Genomic DNA, 16812 nt, shown 5'->3' with positions numbered 1-16812 from the left:
GATATATCCGTCTAAAACAGACACTATACATGTTAGCACTTACTCCCCATTCAATCAATTGCTAAGCGTCCAAAAACCACTTATTCAATCAAAATGTATAAATATTTGACGTTTTCCCTTTAAACCAGGGATGTAAGCGAATTTCGTTTGAATAATTTATGTATAAAAACAAATTTATCAAAATAAAACTTGTATAAATACACGAGACCGGCTATACTCAATGTTATCATCACAGATAGAGGAGCAAGCCATTATGAAAAATAAACTAATTATGGCCATCGCATTAGTGATGGCGCTGGTTGCCGGTTGGACGACCACCACAACTACCGCTCAAGCCGCCACCGATAACTCACTGGCTAAAGTTCAGAAGAAAGGGACACTGGTCATGGGGACATCGCCTGACTATCCGCCTTACGAATTCCAAGCAACTGTTCACGGCAAGAGTCAAGTCGTCGGGATGGATGTTGCCGTGGGGAAGAAGATCGCCAAAGATATGGGCGTCAAGCTCGTGGTCAAGTCCATGTCCTTTGATTCCCTATTAGTTGCCCTCCAAACGGGGAAGGTCGACATGGTCATTTCCGGGATGAACCCGACCCCCGCTCGGCGGAAGAACGTCGATTTCACCCACACCTACTACCAAGGTGGGTACAGCATCGTTATCAACAAGAGTGACAAGGGTATTTATAAGGATAAGGATTCCTTCGTGGGCAAAACCATTGGGGCCCAAACCGGTTCTACCATGTACAACGAATCCAAGAAGCAAACTAGCGGGACGACCGTCAAAGGAATGACGTCCGTTTCCGATTTGATCTTGGGGTTACAAAGTCACAAGCTCCAAGGGGTGGCGATGGAAAAGCCATCCGCCCAAGCCTATGTGGCCAACAACAAAGAACTCGCTATGATTCCCAGTCACTTTGACTTAAGTGCTTCCGACACCAGTGCCTCCGTGGCCTTCGCCAAGGGGTCCACTTCTCTGGTTGCCGCAGCCAACAAGTCCGTCAACCAGATCAGAAAGCAAAACCTGGTTAACAAGAACTACCTGCCCGCTGCTGGGAAATACTTAAAGACCAACACGGTCAACACCAGCATGCTCCACTACTGGAAGGCCTTCTTAAAGGGGATTGAATACACCTTAATCATTACGGTCTGCTCCGTCTTCTTCGGTTTCATCCTCGGGGTCTTATTGTCCCTGGCACGGATGGCTCAAGGTGGCGTCTTCGCTACGGCCTTACGGTGGGTCGCGACCGCTTACGTCGAATTCATCCGGGGCACGCCTATGATGGTCCAAGTCATGTTCGTCTACTTCGGACTCGGTTTAATCGTCAACCTGCCAGCATTAACTTCCGGGATTATTGCCATCTCCCTGAACTCCGGGGCTTACATCGCCGAGTATATCCGGGGTGGGATTAACTCCGTCGACAAGGGACAGACCGAGGCCGCACGGAGCCTGGGGATGACCAGTGGTTACACCATGCGCTACGTGGTACTCCCCCAAGCCTTGAAGAACATCTGGCCGTCATTGGGGAACGAATTTATCACATTAATTAAGGATAGTTCCATCGTCTCCATTATTGGAGTCTCCGAACTGATCTTCCAAAGCAACATTGTCCGGTCCGACACTTACAGAGGGGTGGCCCCTATCGCGGTCATCATGGTCCTATACTTCATCATGACCTTCACCGCCTCACGGATCTTAAACCACTTCGAAAGGAAGATGCAACATGACTAAACCCATTATTGAGGTTAAAAACCTCGCCAAGAACTTTGGCGACAACCAAGTCTTAAAGAACATTTCAGAACAGGTTAACCCGGGCCAAGTGATCGTGGTCATCGGCCCTTCTGGTGGTGGGAAGAGTACCTTCTTGCGGTGCCTAAACCTCCTCGAAACACCAACGAGTGGCGAAGTTGACTTCGACGGTCAAAATTTAACCACGCTGGATACCAAGAAAGTTAACACGTTGCGGGAACAGATGGGGATGGTCTTCCAGAACTTCAACCTCTTCCCGAACATGACCGTTCTGGAAAACATCAAGCTGGCTCCCATGAAGGTCAAGGGAATCAGTGATGCCGACGCCACGAAACGCGCCCACGAGCTACTCCAACAAGTCAACCTGGACGATCACGCCGACGCCTTCCCTACCAGCCTCTCCGGTGGTCAGGCACAACGGGTGGCCATTGCTCGGGCACTCGCCATGGATCCCAAGGTGATGCTATTCGACGAACCGACCTCTGCGCTGGACCCCGAAATGGTCGGCGAAGTACTCAATGTTATGCAAGACCTAGCGCAACAAGGGATGACGATGGTCGTTGTTACCCATGAAATGGGCTTCGCCAAGTCTGTAGCCGATCGCGTCTGGTTCATGGCCGACGGCTACATTCAAGAAAACAATACGCCCGATGAGTTCTTCAACAATCCCCAAACACCACGGGCTCAGGACTTCTTGTCTAAAATTTTAATGTAATCACGTCTTCTGAGGAGGGCCGCTCAACACTGAGCGGCCCTCCCTTTTTACCCCCTACTCTTACCAATGTATTTTTTCCGATTTTGGTTGCGGACTTTAAACAGATTTTAGCGAATCTTTAACACCGACGTGGTTTGATTATGGCGCCATAACTAACGGCGCACAATCTGACGCAACCGTCAAAAAGAGGCCTGGACCAGCGTCCGCGCCTCTTTTTTAAATCAGTTCATTTTATATCCAATTAATTATGCCGCCGCTTCCGGTAGCCCAAAAGTCCTAACCCGCCCAGAATCAGGCCCAGAATGGACCAGCCGGATGTCGCGGCCTCGTTGGTCTGCGGCAGAGTTGTGGCAGCTTTCTCTTTCGTCGTCTTCGTAATTACTGCTGCCTGATCCTGCCGATTCAATTGACCGTGGTCGGCCGTGACTGGAACAGTGGTTGCCCGTGGCGTCTGCGATTGTCCTGCCGCTTGAATACGGGCTCCCGCACCACGCGTCACCAACTGCCGAGGGAGTTGACTCGCGTCAGAAACTGTGACATCAATCCCCGGCTTGACCTTCGCCCCTACACCGCCATCACTGATCACTTCATGATGATTGCCAGAATCTGGGTCCGTTGGTTGAGACGGATCAACAGGGTCGGTTGGGTCAACTGGATCAGTTGGGTCAGTCGGATCGGTTGGGTCAGTCGGATCGGTTGGATCAACAGGGTCCGTGCCCCCACCAGTATTACCGCCATCGCCGTTACCACCACCCGTGGTCTTGGCCACGACGGTCAGCGTCACCGTCACTGCCGGTGCATCCCCATAGCGTAACGTTACCAGGTATTTACCGGGTTGTGTGAGATCTGCCGTCCCGAAGTCGAGCTGAATCTGACCACTATCGACGAGTTGGCCGTTACTGTCCGTGGCAGTCGCCTTGAAGTCAGCCGCAGTCGGCGTCGCATCGCCCACGGTCATCGTATAGTCGCTACCAGCTAACGTTTCCGGAACGGCCGTGATGGTTAACGCCCCCACCGTCGCGCTGCCGACTTCGTAGTTGGCATTCAGCTGACTGTCGTCCAAGAGGTAGGCGTAGGTGCCCGCAACCGTCCCGGGTTCACGCGTAACCACCAGTCCTAGGTTTGCGACCGGATTACCCAGACGATCTGTCACTTGGAGGTCCACCGCTGGGTCCGGTTGACCCGCGGCCACCGTTTGACTGCCGACAACAATATTCAGTGGTTGTTTTTGGATTGTCAACGACCCAATCGTCGAATCGCCGGCCAACGTGTAATTAGCGCCTAATTGGGAAAGATGGTAAGCGTAAGTGCCAACTGTATTGCCGGCGTCACGGGTTACCGTGAGGCCCGTTCCCGTCACAGGATTGCCATCTTGATCGACAATCGTTAACGACGGTGTCGGTGCCTGCTCCCCGTAGTACATGGTCTGATCGGGCACTGTGACGGTCACAGCTGCTGGCGCAATGGTCAAAGTGGCCACTGAGCCAGAACCCGACCAATCAAAGTTGGCCAAGGCTGGTGTCTCCGCATTCAATCGCTCCCAGGCTGCGGGGTTCACAACCACCTCGTAGGTTCCGGCATTGACGAATTGACTCGCATTGTCCGCCGTCATGAGGACCTGCTTCCCATTAGCGTCCGTGTAAGCCAACGTGAGATCGCCGTCCTTTAACGTATATGGCAAGGCAATACTCAGGTTGGCGCTGTACTGACTCAAATCAAGCGTTGGCGTTTGTCCGTTGTATGTGACGGTCGAACTTCCCTTAATGGTATAGGTCGCCGTTCGTTTCGCCACCGTGACCAGGGCCACGGCCGAGTTCGCACCATAACTGTAGGTCACCCGATACGTCCCGGCCTGACTGGTGACTGCATTTGTCGCAACGGGCTTTCCAGTGGCCACGTTAGTCACCGTGACCGTGAGATCGGCAATCGTGGCTTCCGAACCATCCGGCTTCACCGCACTCACCAGATTATCGGCTGGCGTCCAGCTATCGCCGTAGAAGATGGTGGAGTTAAAGACCTTAATATCCGGATTGTTCAGAACCACCTGATACTGCCCCGTGTAAGTGGTCGCTGCAGTTGGCACGGACCAGTTAAAGGTAAATTGGTCGACCCCCGCAGGTACGGTGAAGGTACCGTCGCTGTTGAGCGTCACCCCATCCGACAAGCCACTCACATTTTGCGGTGTAAGCGTCACGCCGCCCAGGGATACGTTGAAGAGGTCCGCCAATGAAACGGTGGGCTGGTCCGCGAAGTAATAGGCATTCTGATTGAGGGCCAGATTCGTGGTCGCATTGCTGGTCGTGAGATGATTAATCCGATTATAGCTGAAGACGTTGTTGCCAATCTGCGAAACGGTGGCCGGAACGTTAACCGTGGTCAGTTGATTGCCATAAAAGGCCGTATCGCCTACCGTCGTCAAGGTCGCCGGCAACAGCACCGACCCCTTCAACGCGTTGTAAATAAAGGCACTAGTGCCGATACTTTGCAAGTTGTCGTTGAGAACGACACCCGTTAAGTTGTTGGCCGCAAAGGCGAGGTCACCAATCGTTGTCAGGTTGGTTGGCAGCGTCAAGTTACCCGTCAACCCACTGTATTCAAAGGCCCCGTTACCAATGCTCGTCAAGCTGGTAGCCCCCGTCAGGTCAATCGTCGTCAAGGCCTGATCGTAGGTAAAGACGTTGTCCCCAATGCTCCTCAAACCTGCCGGAAACGTTATTTCAGATAGGCTGGTGGCCGACAGGAAGGCCTGCGACCCAATCGACGCGAGATTTGCGGGCAACGTCACACTGGTCAACGCCGTATCGTAGATGAAGGCACTATTGCCCATCGTCAGCGGTTGTGAGCCGTTGGCAAAGGTCACACTGGTTAACCCATGAATCGTGCTAAATGCAAAGTCTCCGAGTGTCGTCAGGCTAGCGGGTAACATCAACGTCGTCAAGCCGTTATCATTTTCAAAGGCGTGCGCGCCGATAACGGCGAGTTGACCATCGGCAGCAAAATTCAATTCGGTCAGTGCACTGTTAGCTGCAAAGGCACTGTCCCCAATGCTCACCAGGCTAGCGGGTAGGCTCACGCTCGTCAAGCCATCGTAGGTGAACGCCTCATCGCCAATCGACTGTAGCTGACTGCCCGGCGCGAAGGTCAGCGTCGCCAGATGACTATTTTGCAGAAAGGCTTGGGCCTCAATGCTGGTGACGCTCGCCGGAATGGTGACACTCGTTAGATTGGCGTTAGAGGCAAAGGCCTGACTGCCAATCGTCGTCAGGTTGGGAGGAAGAATCAACGAGCTTGCTTGCGACCCAAAGAATGTCAAATCATTAATTGCGGTCAGTCCGGTACTATTGCCCAGATCGATGGCCGTCAAGGGATCGTAGATGAAAGCACTGGCACCCAGCGTCTGCAAATTCCGTGAAAAGGTCACGCTGGTCAGCGGGTTGGAGGCAAAGGCCTGATCGCCAATCGTCGTCACGCTATCCGGCAAGACCAAGCTCGTCAGCCCATCGGCGACAAACGCCTGCGACCCAATACTCGTGAGGGTCTTGTTCTGACTGAGGTCCACTGTCTTTAGCTTGTTCAAGTAAGAAAAGGCATTATCGGCAATCGACGTAATCCCATTTTCAATAATCAAGGTCTGCAAGTTCTGAGTATTGCCGTAAACGGAGTTAAACCCCTGGCCGATCCCCGTGACATTGAGCACGTTCCCGGCATTATCCGTAATCGTCGACGGAATAACCAACGTCTCCCCAACATCCTGGGTGGCCCCCGTGATTGTGACCGACCCATCCTCATTCACTTCATACGTTAAAATGCTGGCATCCATCACCGGGGGTACCGCAGCGGACAACGCGCGAAAGGCCTTAGCTGCGGGAGCTACCGCTGGCTTCCCCGTGGATTGGTCTGTTCCGTCGGTGCCGGCTGCTATAGTGCCCGAGCCGTCCGTTTTGTCATTTGCGACCACATCATTATCGTTGGACGATGCGCCTGCCGGGTCCGCCGAATCAGTCAGCGAGCCTGCGCCTGCTTTTTCCGCCGTGTTACCGCTACCATTTTCAGTAGTGTTCGCGTCTTCACCAGCATCTGAAGTCTGATTGCCCGTAACTGGGGCTTCCGATACCGCACCATCGGTCACAGAACCACCGTCACTCGAACCGTCGGACTCTGAATTCCCGGTGGCAACACCTGATGTGTCTCCAGTAGGCGTCGTGTCGTCTGTTGAGCCCGTACCGTCAGTCCCATCGGTCGATTTCTCGCCGATCTGCGAACCAGTGGTGCCACTCGTTGTTGACGAACCGTCCGTCGTTGACTGATCACTTACCGGATTACCGGTTAAAGTCACCGATTGCGCGGGCGTAGCACTTTTTTCACTGTTCTGCGCCGTTTCGGCAGTCGCTGTCGTCGTATCGGCATGGGCCACAGCATCCTGGCCCACTGCGGTCCCCAAACCAATCGCAGCGACCGTGATTGCGGCAAAAACCCACCGTTTGCCATCCTTGTACATCTTGTAATGTTCTTTCACTTCCATGGTGATTGCTCCTCTCAAAAACCAGGCTAGCCAACCTGGCCGCCACCTCGCAATTTGGGTGACGAACCCTTACTCTTAGGATAAGTTTAATAGCCCTTTTTAATTGTGCAACTAATTCTTATTTATGACACCAAGTTAGTCCCTCAACCTTATTAAATGGCTACTTTTAAATCTCTTTTTTCATTTACAGATTAAAATAATTTCTTTTATTTTATAACTTATACCCAATATAGGTCAATCAATAATCGAGAAATTAATTGATTATTTTAATGATCGTTGCTGCTAACCAATCCAACAGGCCCTGTCGCAGTTCAATCACTTTACTTTGGTCGCAAAAAAAGAGTTTGGGCACTGCTCTCCCAAACTCCGAAAATTTAACTTTAATTTTTAGCCGACTTCGTTTTAACGCCTAATCTTTCCTAAACGTCCGGTGGCCCAGCATCACGAGTAGACCCAAGACAATCTCGACCACGCCGGCAAAAATGATAACTTCGATACCGCTGCGGCCAACGGTCGTCACCAGCCGCGTCACCGTGGCACTAGCCGTGGGAATCAGCGTTGGCAAGAGGTAATACCCCGCTGCACCAACAATTCCCGTTAACACACCGCCCAACGCCATTCCCGGCCCAAGACTAGCCATGACGTGCCGCACGCTAAACGCATAGAAAACCGTGACAATGGCCAACAACCCGGTGGCGATCAGTAGCCAAAAATCAAGTGTCTTGGCCTTCTGAATCTTCACCGCCGCCTGCGTCATGGCTGGCGTGGCAAAGGTCGCCTTGGCTACCTTTTGCGCCTGCTTGGCAATTGCTGTCGTCATTGCCGTGGTGGCAGTGACGCCCATGGTTTGGGCCTGCGTACTAATGGCCGTCGCCAGCTCCGTCGAATCAACCGTTGCCGTATCCGTTTCACCATACAGCTGAGCGATGCCTTGCGCCAAGTAAGGCTGGGCGATGCCCGACGTCACGGGACTCCCGCTCACACCTAGACTCTCCAACTCGTTGTTGAGTTGATTAATGACCTTTTGGCCAACACTCGACCGTGAGACCACCCCAGCCGTGTAGTTCGCATTGAAGACCGTAATCTTCAGGCCAATGGTGACCGTGAACAGTAAGACCAAGACGGCCACCCAGCGGGCTAACGCGGGTCGGCGTTGATAGGTCTGTGGTGCGTTGTCTTCCGGCCTTTGCGGTGCTTCTTCCCGTTCCGCTGAATGATAACGCGCCATACGACTATTTTCGTTCACCGACACCACCTCCAATTCGTCTAAATTTAAGTTTTAACTTTATCTTCGTCATTCACACTTAGTGATTAACGCCGGCACACAAATCCTCTGCACACAATTGCCTATTATTGTAGCACATCCCGCCTGGCTAAACGTTAAGCTCGGCTTAATTTTAACGGGCTTCCCTTCAGAGACACGAAAAGAGCCCGAAAGTTTTCTTTCAGGCTCTTTTGTCAAAGCACTACTTCGTTGAGCTGCGCTTCATCAAGCCGTAAGGTAAGATGACCGTGTTTTCATCAACGGTTTCATTATTCATCAATTTCGTCAACAACCGCATAGCCACGGCACCAATATCGTACAGTGGTTGGGTGATTGAGCTCATCTTAGGCCGTACCAACTCGGTCAGCTTAGTGTCGTTACTCGTGATGACTTCGAAATCATCGGGAACAGCAACGCCGGCGTCGGTCAACCCGTTCATCACCCCAGCAGCCAATTCGTCGTCACCGACAAAGGCCGCAGTGGCCCCAGCGGCGCTCAGAGCTGGTTCCAATGATTGGCCGGCTTTGTAAGTGTAATCCGTTTCAAAGACCAGCTTATCATCGTAAGCAATTCCGGCGTCTTTCAAGGCCTTCTTGTAGCCTTTCAACCGGTAGTCGTGGTTGATGGCTTGGTCCATGGAGCCCGAAACAAAGGCAATCTTCTGGTTACCGTGGTCGATCAGGTTCTTTACGGCCTCCGCCACAGCGGCAACGTAGTCGATGTTTACGCTCGGTTGTGTCTTCTCAGCGTCCACGGAACCAGCCAGAACGATTGGTGCCTTGGAACGACGGAATTCTTCCCGCAATTCGTCGGTGACTTGGTTCCCCATGAAGATAATTCCATCGACTTGTTTGGCCATTAACGTGTTCAACACTTGAACTTCCTTGCCGCCGTTTTCATCGGAGTTGGTCAGGATGATGTTGTACTTATACATCATGGCAATATCATCAATCCCCCGTGCTAATGACGAGAAATAAGCGTTCGTCACATCGGGAATGATCACCCCGATGGTCGTGGTCTTCTTACTTGCTAAGCCCCGTGCAACAGCATTGGGCCGGTAATCAAGACGATCGATAACCTCCAAAACTTTCTTTCGTGTAGCTGGTTTGACGTTGGGATTGCCATTAACAACCCGAGAAACGGTGGCCATTGAGACCGCCGCCTCGCGCGCCACATCATAAATCGTAACTGTTTGTTTTTCCATAGCGAGAGCCCTTTCTTTCTTGTTTTGATTTGTTTTCATTCGTTTTCAAGCAACTTGACCAGTATACAGAAATGTTTTCATGGGTGCAAGAGTGAAAACGCTTTCACATCAAAGAATACCTTATTTTCACAGAATTTTCAAGGCAGAACCCCCATATTCCCGAATAAATAGCGCAATTGATGGTATACTTATGACATTAATTGAAGGGGTGATTTCATGACGAAACTCGAACAAATTCAGCAATGGACGGCGGAACATCACGCCAGCATGACCTACTTAAGCAATCCCAAGACCATTCAATACCTCACTGGTTTTGGAAGTGACCCGATCGAACGGGTCCTTGCCCTCGTTGTCTTCCCGGACCAAGACCCATTCATCTTTGCACCGGCCTTGGAAGTCGAAGTCATCAAGTCAACTGGCTGGAAGTTCCCCGTTATCGGTTACCTGGACCATGAGAACCCATGGGCCATGATTGCCGACCAAGTGAAGCAACGCCACGTGAACCCGGAACACATCGCTTTGGAAAAGGGCCAGCTTCAAGTCGCCCGGATGGAAGCTCTGGCCGCACAATTCACCAGTCCCCGCTTCGACTTGGATATTACCAGTTTTATCGAACACATGCGGTTAATCAAGTCTGAAGAAGAAATCAAGAAACTCGAAATCGCCGGCAAATGGGACGACTTCGCCTTTGAACACGGTTTTGCCGCGGTCAAGGCCGGCAAGACGGAACAATCTGCCGTGGCCGAATTACAGTACGCTCTGATGAAGGAAGGCATTATGGAAATGTCCTTCGGCAGTCTGGTTCAAGCCGGCGCTCACGCCGCAGAACCCCACGGCGCCACGAACGATACCAAGTTTGCCAACAATGAACTGGTCTTATTTGACCTCGGAACGGTTTATGATGGCTACATTTCCGACGCTTCCCGGACGGTTGCCTTAGGTACGCCAACGGCTAAGCAGAAGGAAATCTACGACGTTTGTCTGGAAGCGCAACTGACCGCGCAAGCCGCTGTGAAACCCGGCTTAACCGCCGCTGAGCTCGACAAGATTGCGCGCGACATCATCACCAAGGCCGGCTATGGCGAATACTTCATTCACCGTCTCGGCCACGGGATGGGCATGAGTGATCATGAATTCCCGTCTATTATGGAAGGTAATGACCTGGTCTTAGAACCTGGCATGTGCTTCTCCATCGAACCCGGTATTTACATTCCGGGAGTTGCTGGCGTCCGGATCGAAGACTGTGTCCACGTCACGGCCGATGGCAGCCTGCCATTCACTCACACACCTAAGGAATTAACTTACGTGGGTTAAGACATTGTGCTTATCGCCTGCGGCTGCCAGCAATTCCGCCTGCTATGGGGACCGGCTTCAGCCAAAGAACGGGCTTCCGCCTCGCTCGAAAGCCTTGTACGACCCGCAAGTCTCCCAAGTCGTCCCACCCAGTAACCCGGCAAATAACGCCGACTAACTGGGTTGTCACAGCTGGCTCCATTACTGGCCTCCTCCGGCTTTTGAGCATCTGCTCGTCATATGCTCACGTCTACCGTACATGCGGTCGATGAGTTGGTCAGAACCAACGGCTAGTCTTAACCGAATAGCACACAGAGCCGCCAATTTCCTAATTATTGGAAATTGGCGGCTCTGTTTGTTTGCTTCACCACGTTCAGAAACGGCACGGCTAGAACTGTTGCGGTTGCTGAATCCCCTCTAATTTTAGCATATCACTACTTCTAGTCCATTCCACACCCATTTAAATTGCTAAAGTGATATCATCATGATATTATTGAGCTATCATCTCGGGGGAGGAGTGCGAGGAGGCCACATTATGGCGAAGGAAAAACAAAAACGTTTCTTGCTACGCATGGACGAAAGCCTCTTTGAGAAGCTTTCGCAGGCGGCCACGGCCGATGGGCGAAGCATCAACGCGTACATTGTCAATATTTTATCGAAAACCGCGACACCGGGGAATTGGGAAACGCGCCAGTTGGTGGGGCGTACCGTTCCCGGTAACGCCTTGAATGTCAAGACGGGGCTCGCGTTAGTCGCCGGCATTTACTATCGGTATCTTTTGGAGCCGCGGGAAGCCCCGGTTGCCGACGCAGAGTATACTATCATCGAAAGTAACGGGAACATTTTGACGTTTAAGAAAATCTGAGGAGGAGTCATCATGTTTGGCATAAGAATTGTGCGTCAAAATAACGAGGGTCTAGTGGAAACGCTGGGGAAATATAAGCGTAGTGTGGCGCCGGGCATTCACTTTTACCTGCCCGGTATCCAGAAAATTCGCACGGTGGAGTTGGCGATGACGCCACTCGCCCTACCGAACTACTCGGTCATTACCAAGGATAATGCCGACGTCTCGGCCAGCCTAACGTTGAATTATCACGTCACCAACTCCGTGAAGTTCCAGTACGAGAACACCGACTCCGTCGAATCCATGGCCCAGCTGGTACGGGGTCACCTGCGTGATATCATTGGCCGCATGGACCTCAACCAAGCGCTCGGGTCTACCGCCAAGATTAATCAGGAGTTGGCCTCCGCCATCGGCGACCTGACCGACACTTACGGCATCAACGTGGACCGGACCAACATCGACGAGCTCACCCCATCAGCGGCGATCCAATCCGCCATGGACAAGCAACTGACCGCCGACCGGGAACGGGTCGCCGCCATTGCCAAGGCCGAGGGGGAAGCCAAGTCGATTGAGCTCACCACTAAGGCCAAGAACGACGCGTTGATGGCTACGGCCACCGCCCAGGCCACGGCGACCAAGACCCGCGCCGATGCCGAAAAATACCGGATCGACACGGTTAACTCCAGTCTGGAGAAGGCCACGCCCGAATTCTTCGAAAACCAGTCGATTTCGGCTTTCAGTGACCTCGCCAAATCCCCGGCCAACGTGGTCGTGGTCCCCAAGGACGGCATCGCCGATTTAGGTCAGATTCCCGCAATTGGCGCGGCTTTGCGGTCTGGATTGAAGACACCGGAGACACCGCTACCGAAGGCGAAGAATTAACAAATTAATTTGAACAGCAATTAAAATAGGTATCCCCGACGCACGGTTTCGCTGCGTCGGGGATGCCTATTTTGTCTTGCTCGCGAAAAATCCAGGACAACACGGGTCCCGGACTTTCCCTAATTTTTACATTAAACTTGTTCCGTCTTCAACTTCTCCACCAACGCCTTCACTTGATCGCTGGTCTCACAGTCGTTAATGGCGGCTTCGGCCAAATCGGTCAGTGTAGAGGCATCGAGGTGCTTCATCAGATTCCGAGTCTTCAGAACAGAGGTGGCACTCATCGAGAATTCGTCGAGACCCATCCCCATCAATAACGGTACCGCCGTCTGGTCCCCCGCCATTTCACCACACATGGCAACACTCGTGTTGTGACGGTGCGCCACCTTAATCACGTGGTTAATCAGGCCTAAGAGACTTGGATGATAAGGTTGATAGAGGTAGGAGACACGCTCATTTCCCCGGTCGGCCGCGAACGTGTATTGAATCAGGTCGTTGGTGCCGATGCTAAAGAAATCAACTTCCTTGGCAAAGTGATCGGCGAAGATGGCCGCGTTAGGAATTTCAATCATCATCCCCAGCTTAATCTTCTCGCCCACCTGAACACCGGCTTCCACCAGCTTGGTCTTCTCTTCATTGAAGATTGTCTTGGCCTGTCGTAATTCCTCCAGCGTGGCAATCATCGGGAACATAATCCCCAAGTCGCCAAACGCCGAGGCCCGAATCAACGCCCGGAGTTGCGTCCGAAAAATGTCCTGGCGCTTCAGCGAAATCCGGATTGCCCGGTAACCCAAGAACGGGTTCATTTCCTTTGGCAACTGCATGTACGGCAGATCCTTATCGCCCCCGATATCCATCGTCCGAATGACCACGGGCTTGCCGTTCATTTGAGAAACAGCCGCCTTGTAAGCCTCAAACTGGGTCTCTTCGGATGGCAACTGATCGCTATCCATGTAGAGGAACTCGGAGCGGAACAACCCAATTCCTTCGGCTCCCGACTTCAGGACAGCCGGCAAATCGGCCGGCGTCCCAATGTTGGCGGCCAGCATGAAGGACTGACCATCCTTGGAAACAGTTGGTTGGTCCTTTAATTTTTCCCACAACGCCTTTTGTTCGGCAAAGTCGGCCGCTTGCTTGCGGTAATCCGCGAGTTCGGCCTCACTGGGATCAACCAGAGCCACGCCGTGTAGCCCATCCAAGATGACCGTTTGGCCTTCCTGAATCGTGGCCGTGGCTTTCTCCGTCCCAACTACCGCGGGAATCTCCAACGTCCGAGACATGATTGCCGAGTGGCTGGTTCGGCCACCCAAGTCAACCAAGATTCCCTTCACATACCGGCGATCCAGCTGAGCCGTGTCCGACGGCGTCAGGTCGTGAGAGACCACGACGATGGGCGAATCGACCAGTGCCAGATCAGGTAACGGACGGTTCAACAAGTGGCTGAGCACCCGCTTCGTCACGTCCCGGACGTCCGCCGCCCGCTCCTGCATGTAGGCATTATCGGCCATTCCCTCAAGCGTCGCCGCAAAGTTATTGGCAACATCTTGCTGGGCAGCTTCGGCGTTGCAGGCCTGCTGCTTAATCTCGTCTTCAGCCTTCTGAATGAATTCGGGATCGTTTACCATGGCCAGATGGGCATCGAAGACCTCGGCTTCCTTGGGTCCAAGGTTTTCGAGGGCCTTGGCCTTGATTTCTTCTAATTCTGAAACGGTAACTTGGCGGGCCGCCGCCAACCGATCAATCTCGGCTTGCGGGTCCGTCACCGTCTTTTTTTCGAAACTTAAATCTGGGTCAACTAACGTGTAGGCTTTCGCGATGCCAATCCCATCGCTCGCCGCAATTCCTGTAATTTTCGTCGACATACGTCATTTCTCCTCGAGTAATTCAGTCCGTCATCAGCGCTTCTTCTCCAGCACCTTGTTTACTAGAATGCTGGGATTGTGCTTCACTCCTTGGCGTTGAAGTTCTTCAAAGATATTGAGAAATTGCTTCTGCCGAAACTTAAAACCGTCGATCATGATTGAATAGAAGGCCATATTGCCATTACTGACGAGGTTGCGAGCTAAGGCCACGCTCTTCTCATCTTGGCTGACGACCGTCTTACGGGCCAGAATTCCAATCTGCATGACCGCGTTATTTGGGGTCATCTCAATCTTTAAGATGTCCGCCCACGGGACCACCACGGTTGGATTCTGCGTGTTGTCCGTAATCCCTCGGTCGTCGAAAACGTAGTCCGGTCGTTTGCCCAGCCCCTTCTTCGCCGTCTCAAAGGCCGCGTAGAAGAAGAGCAAGCCAAAGGCCACCGCCACAATCTTCATGATGAGCCAGGTGCCCGTGAAGGCGACCCCACAGATGGCGAGACCAAACAGGACAAAGACAATCGTGGTCATATAGATTCGTAACCGACTGGGATAAACTTCGTATGCATCTTTCATTATCAATTCCTCAAATCATTTGTGAACTAACTCGCCACCAAGCGTTACTTGATTGCTGAGTCGTATTCTACTCGCTTGGAGTCTGGCACCGTCTGGAAGTAAATTTCCAACCCTTGGTCGTGGAATTCCTTCAACAATTCCTTTTCGGCATCCCCAATAGCAACCGTTGGGATAACGAACTTGGTGTTGGCCTTCTTGGAGACCCCACCAACGTTGAGTTCTTTCAGTTCCAAGCCGGCATCCAAGGCTTCTTTAACTTCCTTGATATACTTGAAAACGATCACAACTTTGTCGTCGCCGAATTGGTTCTTCTTCCATTCTTCCGCAACTTCCGTGGCGCTGTACACCTTGATGCTCAGACCACCGGTAGAGTTGGTGCTGACGTAGATGTCCTTCATAAAGTCATCGGCAGCCGTGGCGTTATCCACCACGTAAACTGAGTTGGTACCGAAACCTTTGGTCCACTTGGTCATGACTTGGCCGTGAATTAAACGATCGTCGACCCGTGCTAAATTAATTTGTCCCATAATATTTATCCTCCAATTTTAAATGCGCTTGACTATCTATGATTGGTGTAAGAAATTCTTGTCGATTAACTTCATGCCCTCGGTTGCAACCCCGATGGAATCTTTAATCAATTTGTCTGTATCTTCTTCTGCATCAGAGAAATTCAGAATGTTGACGAGTAAAGGCAAGCTCAGCCCCGTCACGATCTTCATGTCGTGATACTTGGCCAAGGTTGACAGGGACACGTTAGATGGACTCCCACCTAGTAAGTCGACTAGTAAGACAGTTTCATCGTAATCGGCTTCGTTGGCTTGTAAAATATCATAAACTTTTGTCCGCAAATCATCAACCGATTCACCGGGATGGAGGCCTAACGCCTTCACATTTTCCTGGGGTCCCATCAACAATTCCATACTTTTAACCGTTTCAACCCCCATGTCACCGTGGGTAATCACTAAGAATGCACGTTTCATAATCCTGACTTCCTCCTTTTAGATGATGTAGAAGATACTCAATACGACCAGCGCAATGGTTAAGTAAACCAGACCACGCGTAATCTTGAGGCCTTGTTTCTGGAAGTACCAGTACAGCATCAAAACGGCGAACAGTGGCAGAATTCCCGGCAAGATCGTGTTCAAGATATCTTGAACATCGAAGGTCTTTTTACTAATCGTAAACTTCAGGTAACTCTGAATCTTAATGTACTGTCCGGCCAAGATCCCCATCATATAAAGCCCGAGGACCCCTAAGCCGTCGATAATTCCGGCCATCCGGCCACCGGTCATGATTTCCTTGGCGGCTGCCCGTCCCAAGGAATACCCCATCTTCGTGAAGTAATAACCATAAGTAAAGGTGGCAATGGCGAAGCAGAGGAATGGTAGCAAAGCCCCCATGAAGTTCCCCTTCTGCGCGAACGGCAGGAAGATGGCGATGAAGATGTATTGTACGGTCCCGGAGTCAATGGAATCCCCAATACCAGCCAGCGGGCCCATCAGCCCAACCTTGGTGTTGTTGATCATGTCTTCTGAGATTGGTTCCTCACCGTTAGCTAAGGCCTTGGCCCGTGCTTCTTCCAAAGAGATGGTTACCCCCGTTAAGGTGCCCCCACCCCAAGTGGCTTGGGTGTTGAAGAATAACAGGTGCCGTTGAAAGGCTTTCGCCAGCTCGGCTTTGTCTTTGTATAACTTTTTCAGGGTTGGAATCAGCCCGAAACAAAAGGCTGGGGCCAGCATCCGGTCAAAGGTATGAGGGACTTCGTTGGCCCACCACCAACCGAACCAAGATTTCATTAAGTCTTTATTGGTAATCTTATCGGGTTGGGGAATCCGATGATCTTCGGTCTGGGCGTCCTCCGGTGCTTGGACGTCGGCGTTTGTTGCAGCTACTTCTTCACTCATTG

The 16812-nt window shown here is 52.0% G+C and carries 13 protein-coding genes; 5 read left to right on the top strand and 8 right to left on the bottom strand.

Going from position 1 to position 16812, the window contains the following annotated elements; translation table 11 throughout:
• Positions 1-253 precede the first annotated feature (253 nt).
• Positions 254-1729 (top strand): ABC transporter substrate-binding protein/permease, encoded by a 1476-nt coding sequence (locus KB236_02430; GenBank protein UIF29634.1) that lies wholly within the window; start codon positions 254-256, stop codon positions 1727-1729.
• Positions 1730-1733: 4 nt separating this feature from the next.
• Positions 1734-2462: an amino acid ABC transporter ATP-binding protein gene (locus KB236_02425; GenBank protein ID UIF30267.1), complete on the top strand. Its 729-nt coding sequence runs from the start codon at positions 1734-1736 to the stop codon at positions 2460-2462.
• Between the two features lie 241 nt (positions 2463-2703).
• Here the strand turns inward: KB236_02425 and KB236_02420 are convergent, their stop codons facing one another.
• The 3 genes from KB236_02420 to ccpA form a co-directional block, all read right to left on the bottom strand.
• The gene (locus tag KB236_02420) at positions 2704-6984 is read right to left on the bottom strand and encodes a leucine-rich repeat protein (protein UIF29633.1); all 4281 of its coding nucleotides are present in this window, start codon (positions 6982-6984) and stop codon (positions 2704-2706) included.
• Between the two features lie 409 nt (positions 6985-7393).
• Positions 7394-8230 carry a hypothetical protein gene (locus KB236_02415; GenBank protein ID UIF29632.1) on the bottom strand — a complete coding sequence of 279 codons (837 nt, stop codon included), beginning with the start codon at positions 8228-8230 and terminating at the stop codon, positions 7394-7396.
• A 220-nt stretch (positions 8231-8450) separates the two neighbouring features.
• Positions 8451-9452, bottom strand: coding sequence for a catabolite control protein A (gene ccpA / locus KB236_02410; GenBank protein UIF29631.1), 1002 nt, complete (start codon positions 9450-9452; stop codon positions 8451-8453).
• A 216-nt stretch (positions 9453-9668) separates the two neighbouring features.
• Between ccpA and KB236_02405 the strand changes: the two genes are divergently transcribed.
• The 3 genes from KB236_02405 (at position 9669) to KB236_02395 (ending at position 12471) form a co-directional block, all read left to right on the top strand.
• Complete coding sequence (locus KB236_02405; GenBank protein ID UIF29630.1) at positions 9669-10766, top strand: Xaa-Pro peptidase family protein; 1098 nt, start codon at positions 9669-9671, stop codon at positions 10764-10766.
• A gap of 514 nt (positions 10767-11280) precedes the next feature.
• The gene (locus tag KB236_02400; protein UIF29629.1) at positions 11281-11610 is read left to right on the top strand and encodes a toxin-antitoxin system HicB family antitoxin; all 330 of its coding nucleotides are present in this window, start codon (positions 11281-11283) and stop codon (positions 11608-11610) included.
• A 12-nt stretch (positions 11611-11622) separates the two neighbouring features.
• On the top strand, positions 11623-12471 hold the full coding sequence (locus tag KB236_02395) for an SPFH domain-containing protein (GenBank protein ID UIF29628.1): 849 nt from the start codon (positions 11623-11625) through the stop codon (positions 12469-12471).
• A 131-nt stretch (positions 12472-12602) separates the two neighbouring features.
• Here the strand turns inward: KB236_02395 and ptsP are convergent, their stop codons facing one another.
• Genes ptsP through KB236_02370 form a run of 5 tightly spaced genes read right to left on the bottom strand, consistent with a single transcriptional unit; the run spans position 12603 to position 16810 of the window.
• Entirely contained in the window at positions 12603-14333 is a 1731-nt protein-coding gene (ptsP, locus tag KB236_02390) for a phosphoenolpyruvate--protein phosphotransferase (GenBank protein UIF29627.1), read from the bottom strand.
• A gap of 33 nt (positions 14334-14366) precedes the next feature.
• Positions 14367-14906: a hypothetical protein gene (locus KB236_02385; protein ID UIF29626.1), complete on the bottom strand. Its 540-nt coding sequence runs from the start codon at positions 14904-14906 to the stop codon at positions 14367-14369.
• Positions 14907-14950: 44 nt separating this feature from the next.
• A complete protein-coding gene (locus KB236_02380) occupies positions 14951-15433 on the bottom strand; it encodes a PTS sugar transporter subunit IIB (protein UIF29625.1) in 483 nt (160 codons plus the stop codon).
• A 36-nt stretch (positions 15434-15469) separates the two neighbouring features.
• The gene (locus tag KB236_02375) at positions 15470-15886 is read right to left on the bottom strand and encodes a PTS system fructose subfamily transporter subunit IIA (GenBank protein UIF29624.1); all 417 of its coding nucleotides are present in this window, start codon (positions 15884-15886) and stop codon (positions 15470-15472) included.
• An 18-nt stretch (positions 15887-15904) separates the two neighbouring features.
• Positions 15905-16810, bottom strand: coding sequence for a PTS system mannose/fructose/sorbose family transporter subunit IID (locus KB236_02370; protein UIF29623.1), 906 nt, complete (start codon positions 16808-16810; stop codon positions 15905-15907).
• Between the last annotated feature and the right edge of the window lie 2 nt (positions 16811-16812).

It is taken from the genome of Levilactobacillus brevis, from assembly GCA_021383565.1.
In the GTDB taxonomy this organism is placed as follows: Bacteria; Bacillota; Bacilli; order Lactobacillales; family Lactobacillaceae; genus Levilactobacillus; species Levilactobacillus brevis_B.
The sequence above is the reverse complement of the archived record's forward strand: the minus strand, read 5'-3'. Positions and strand labels throughout refer to the sequence as shown.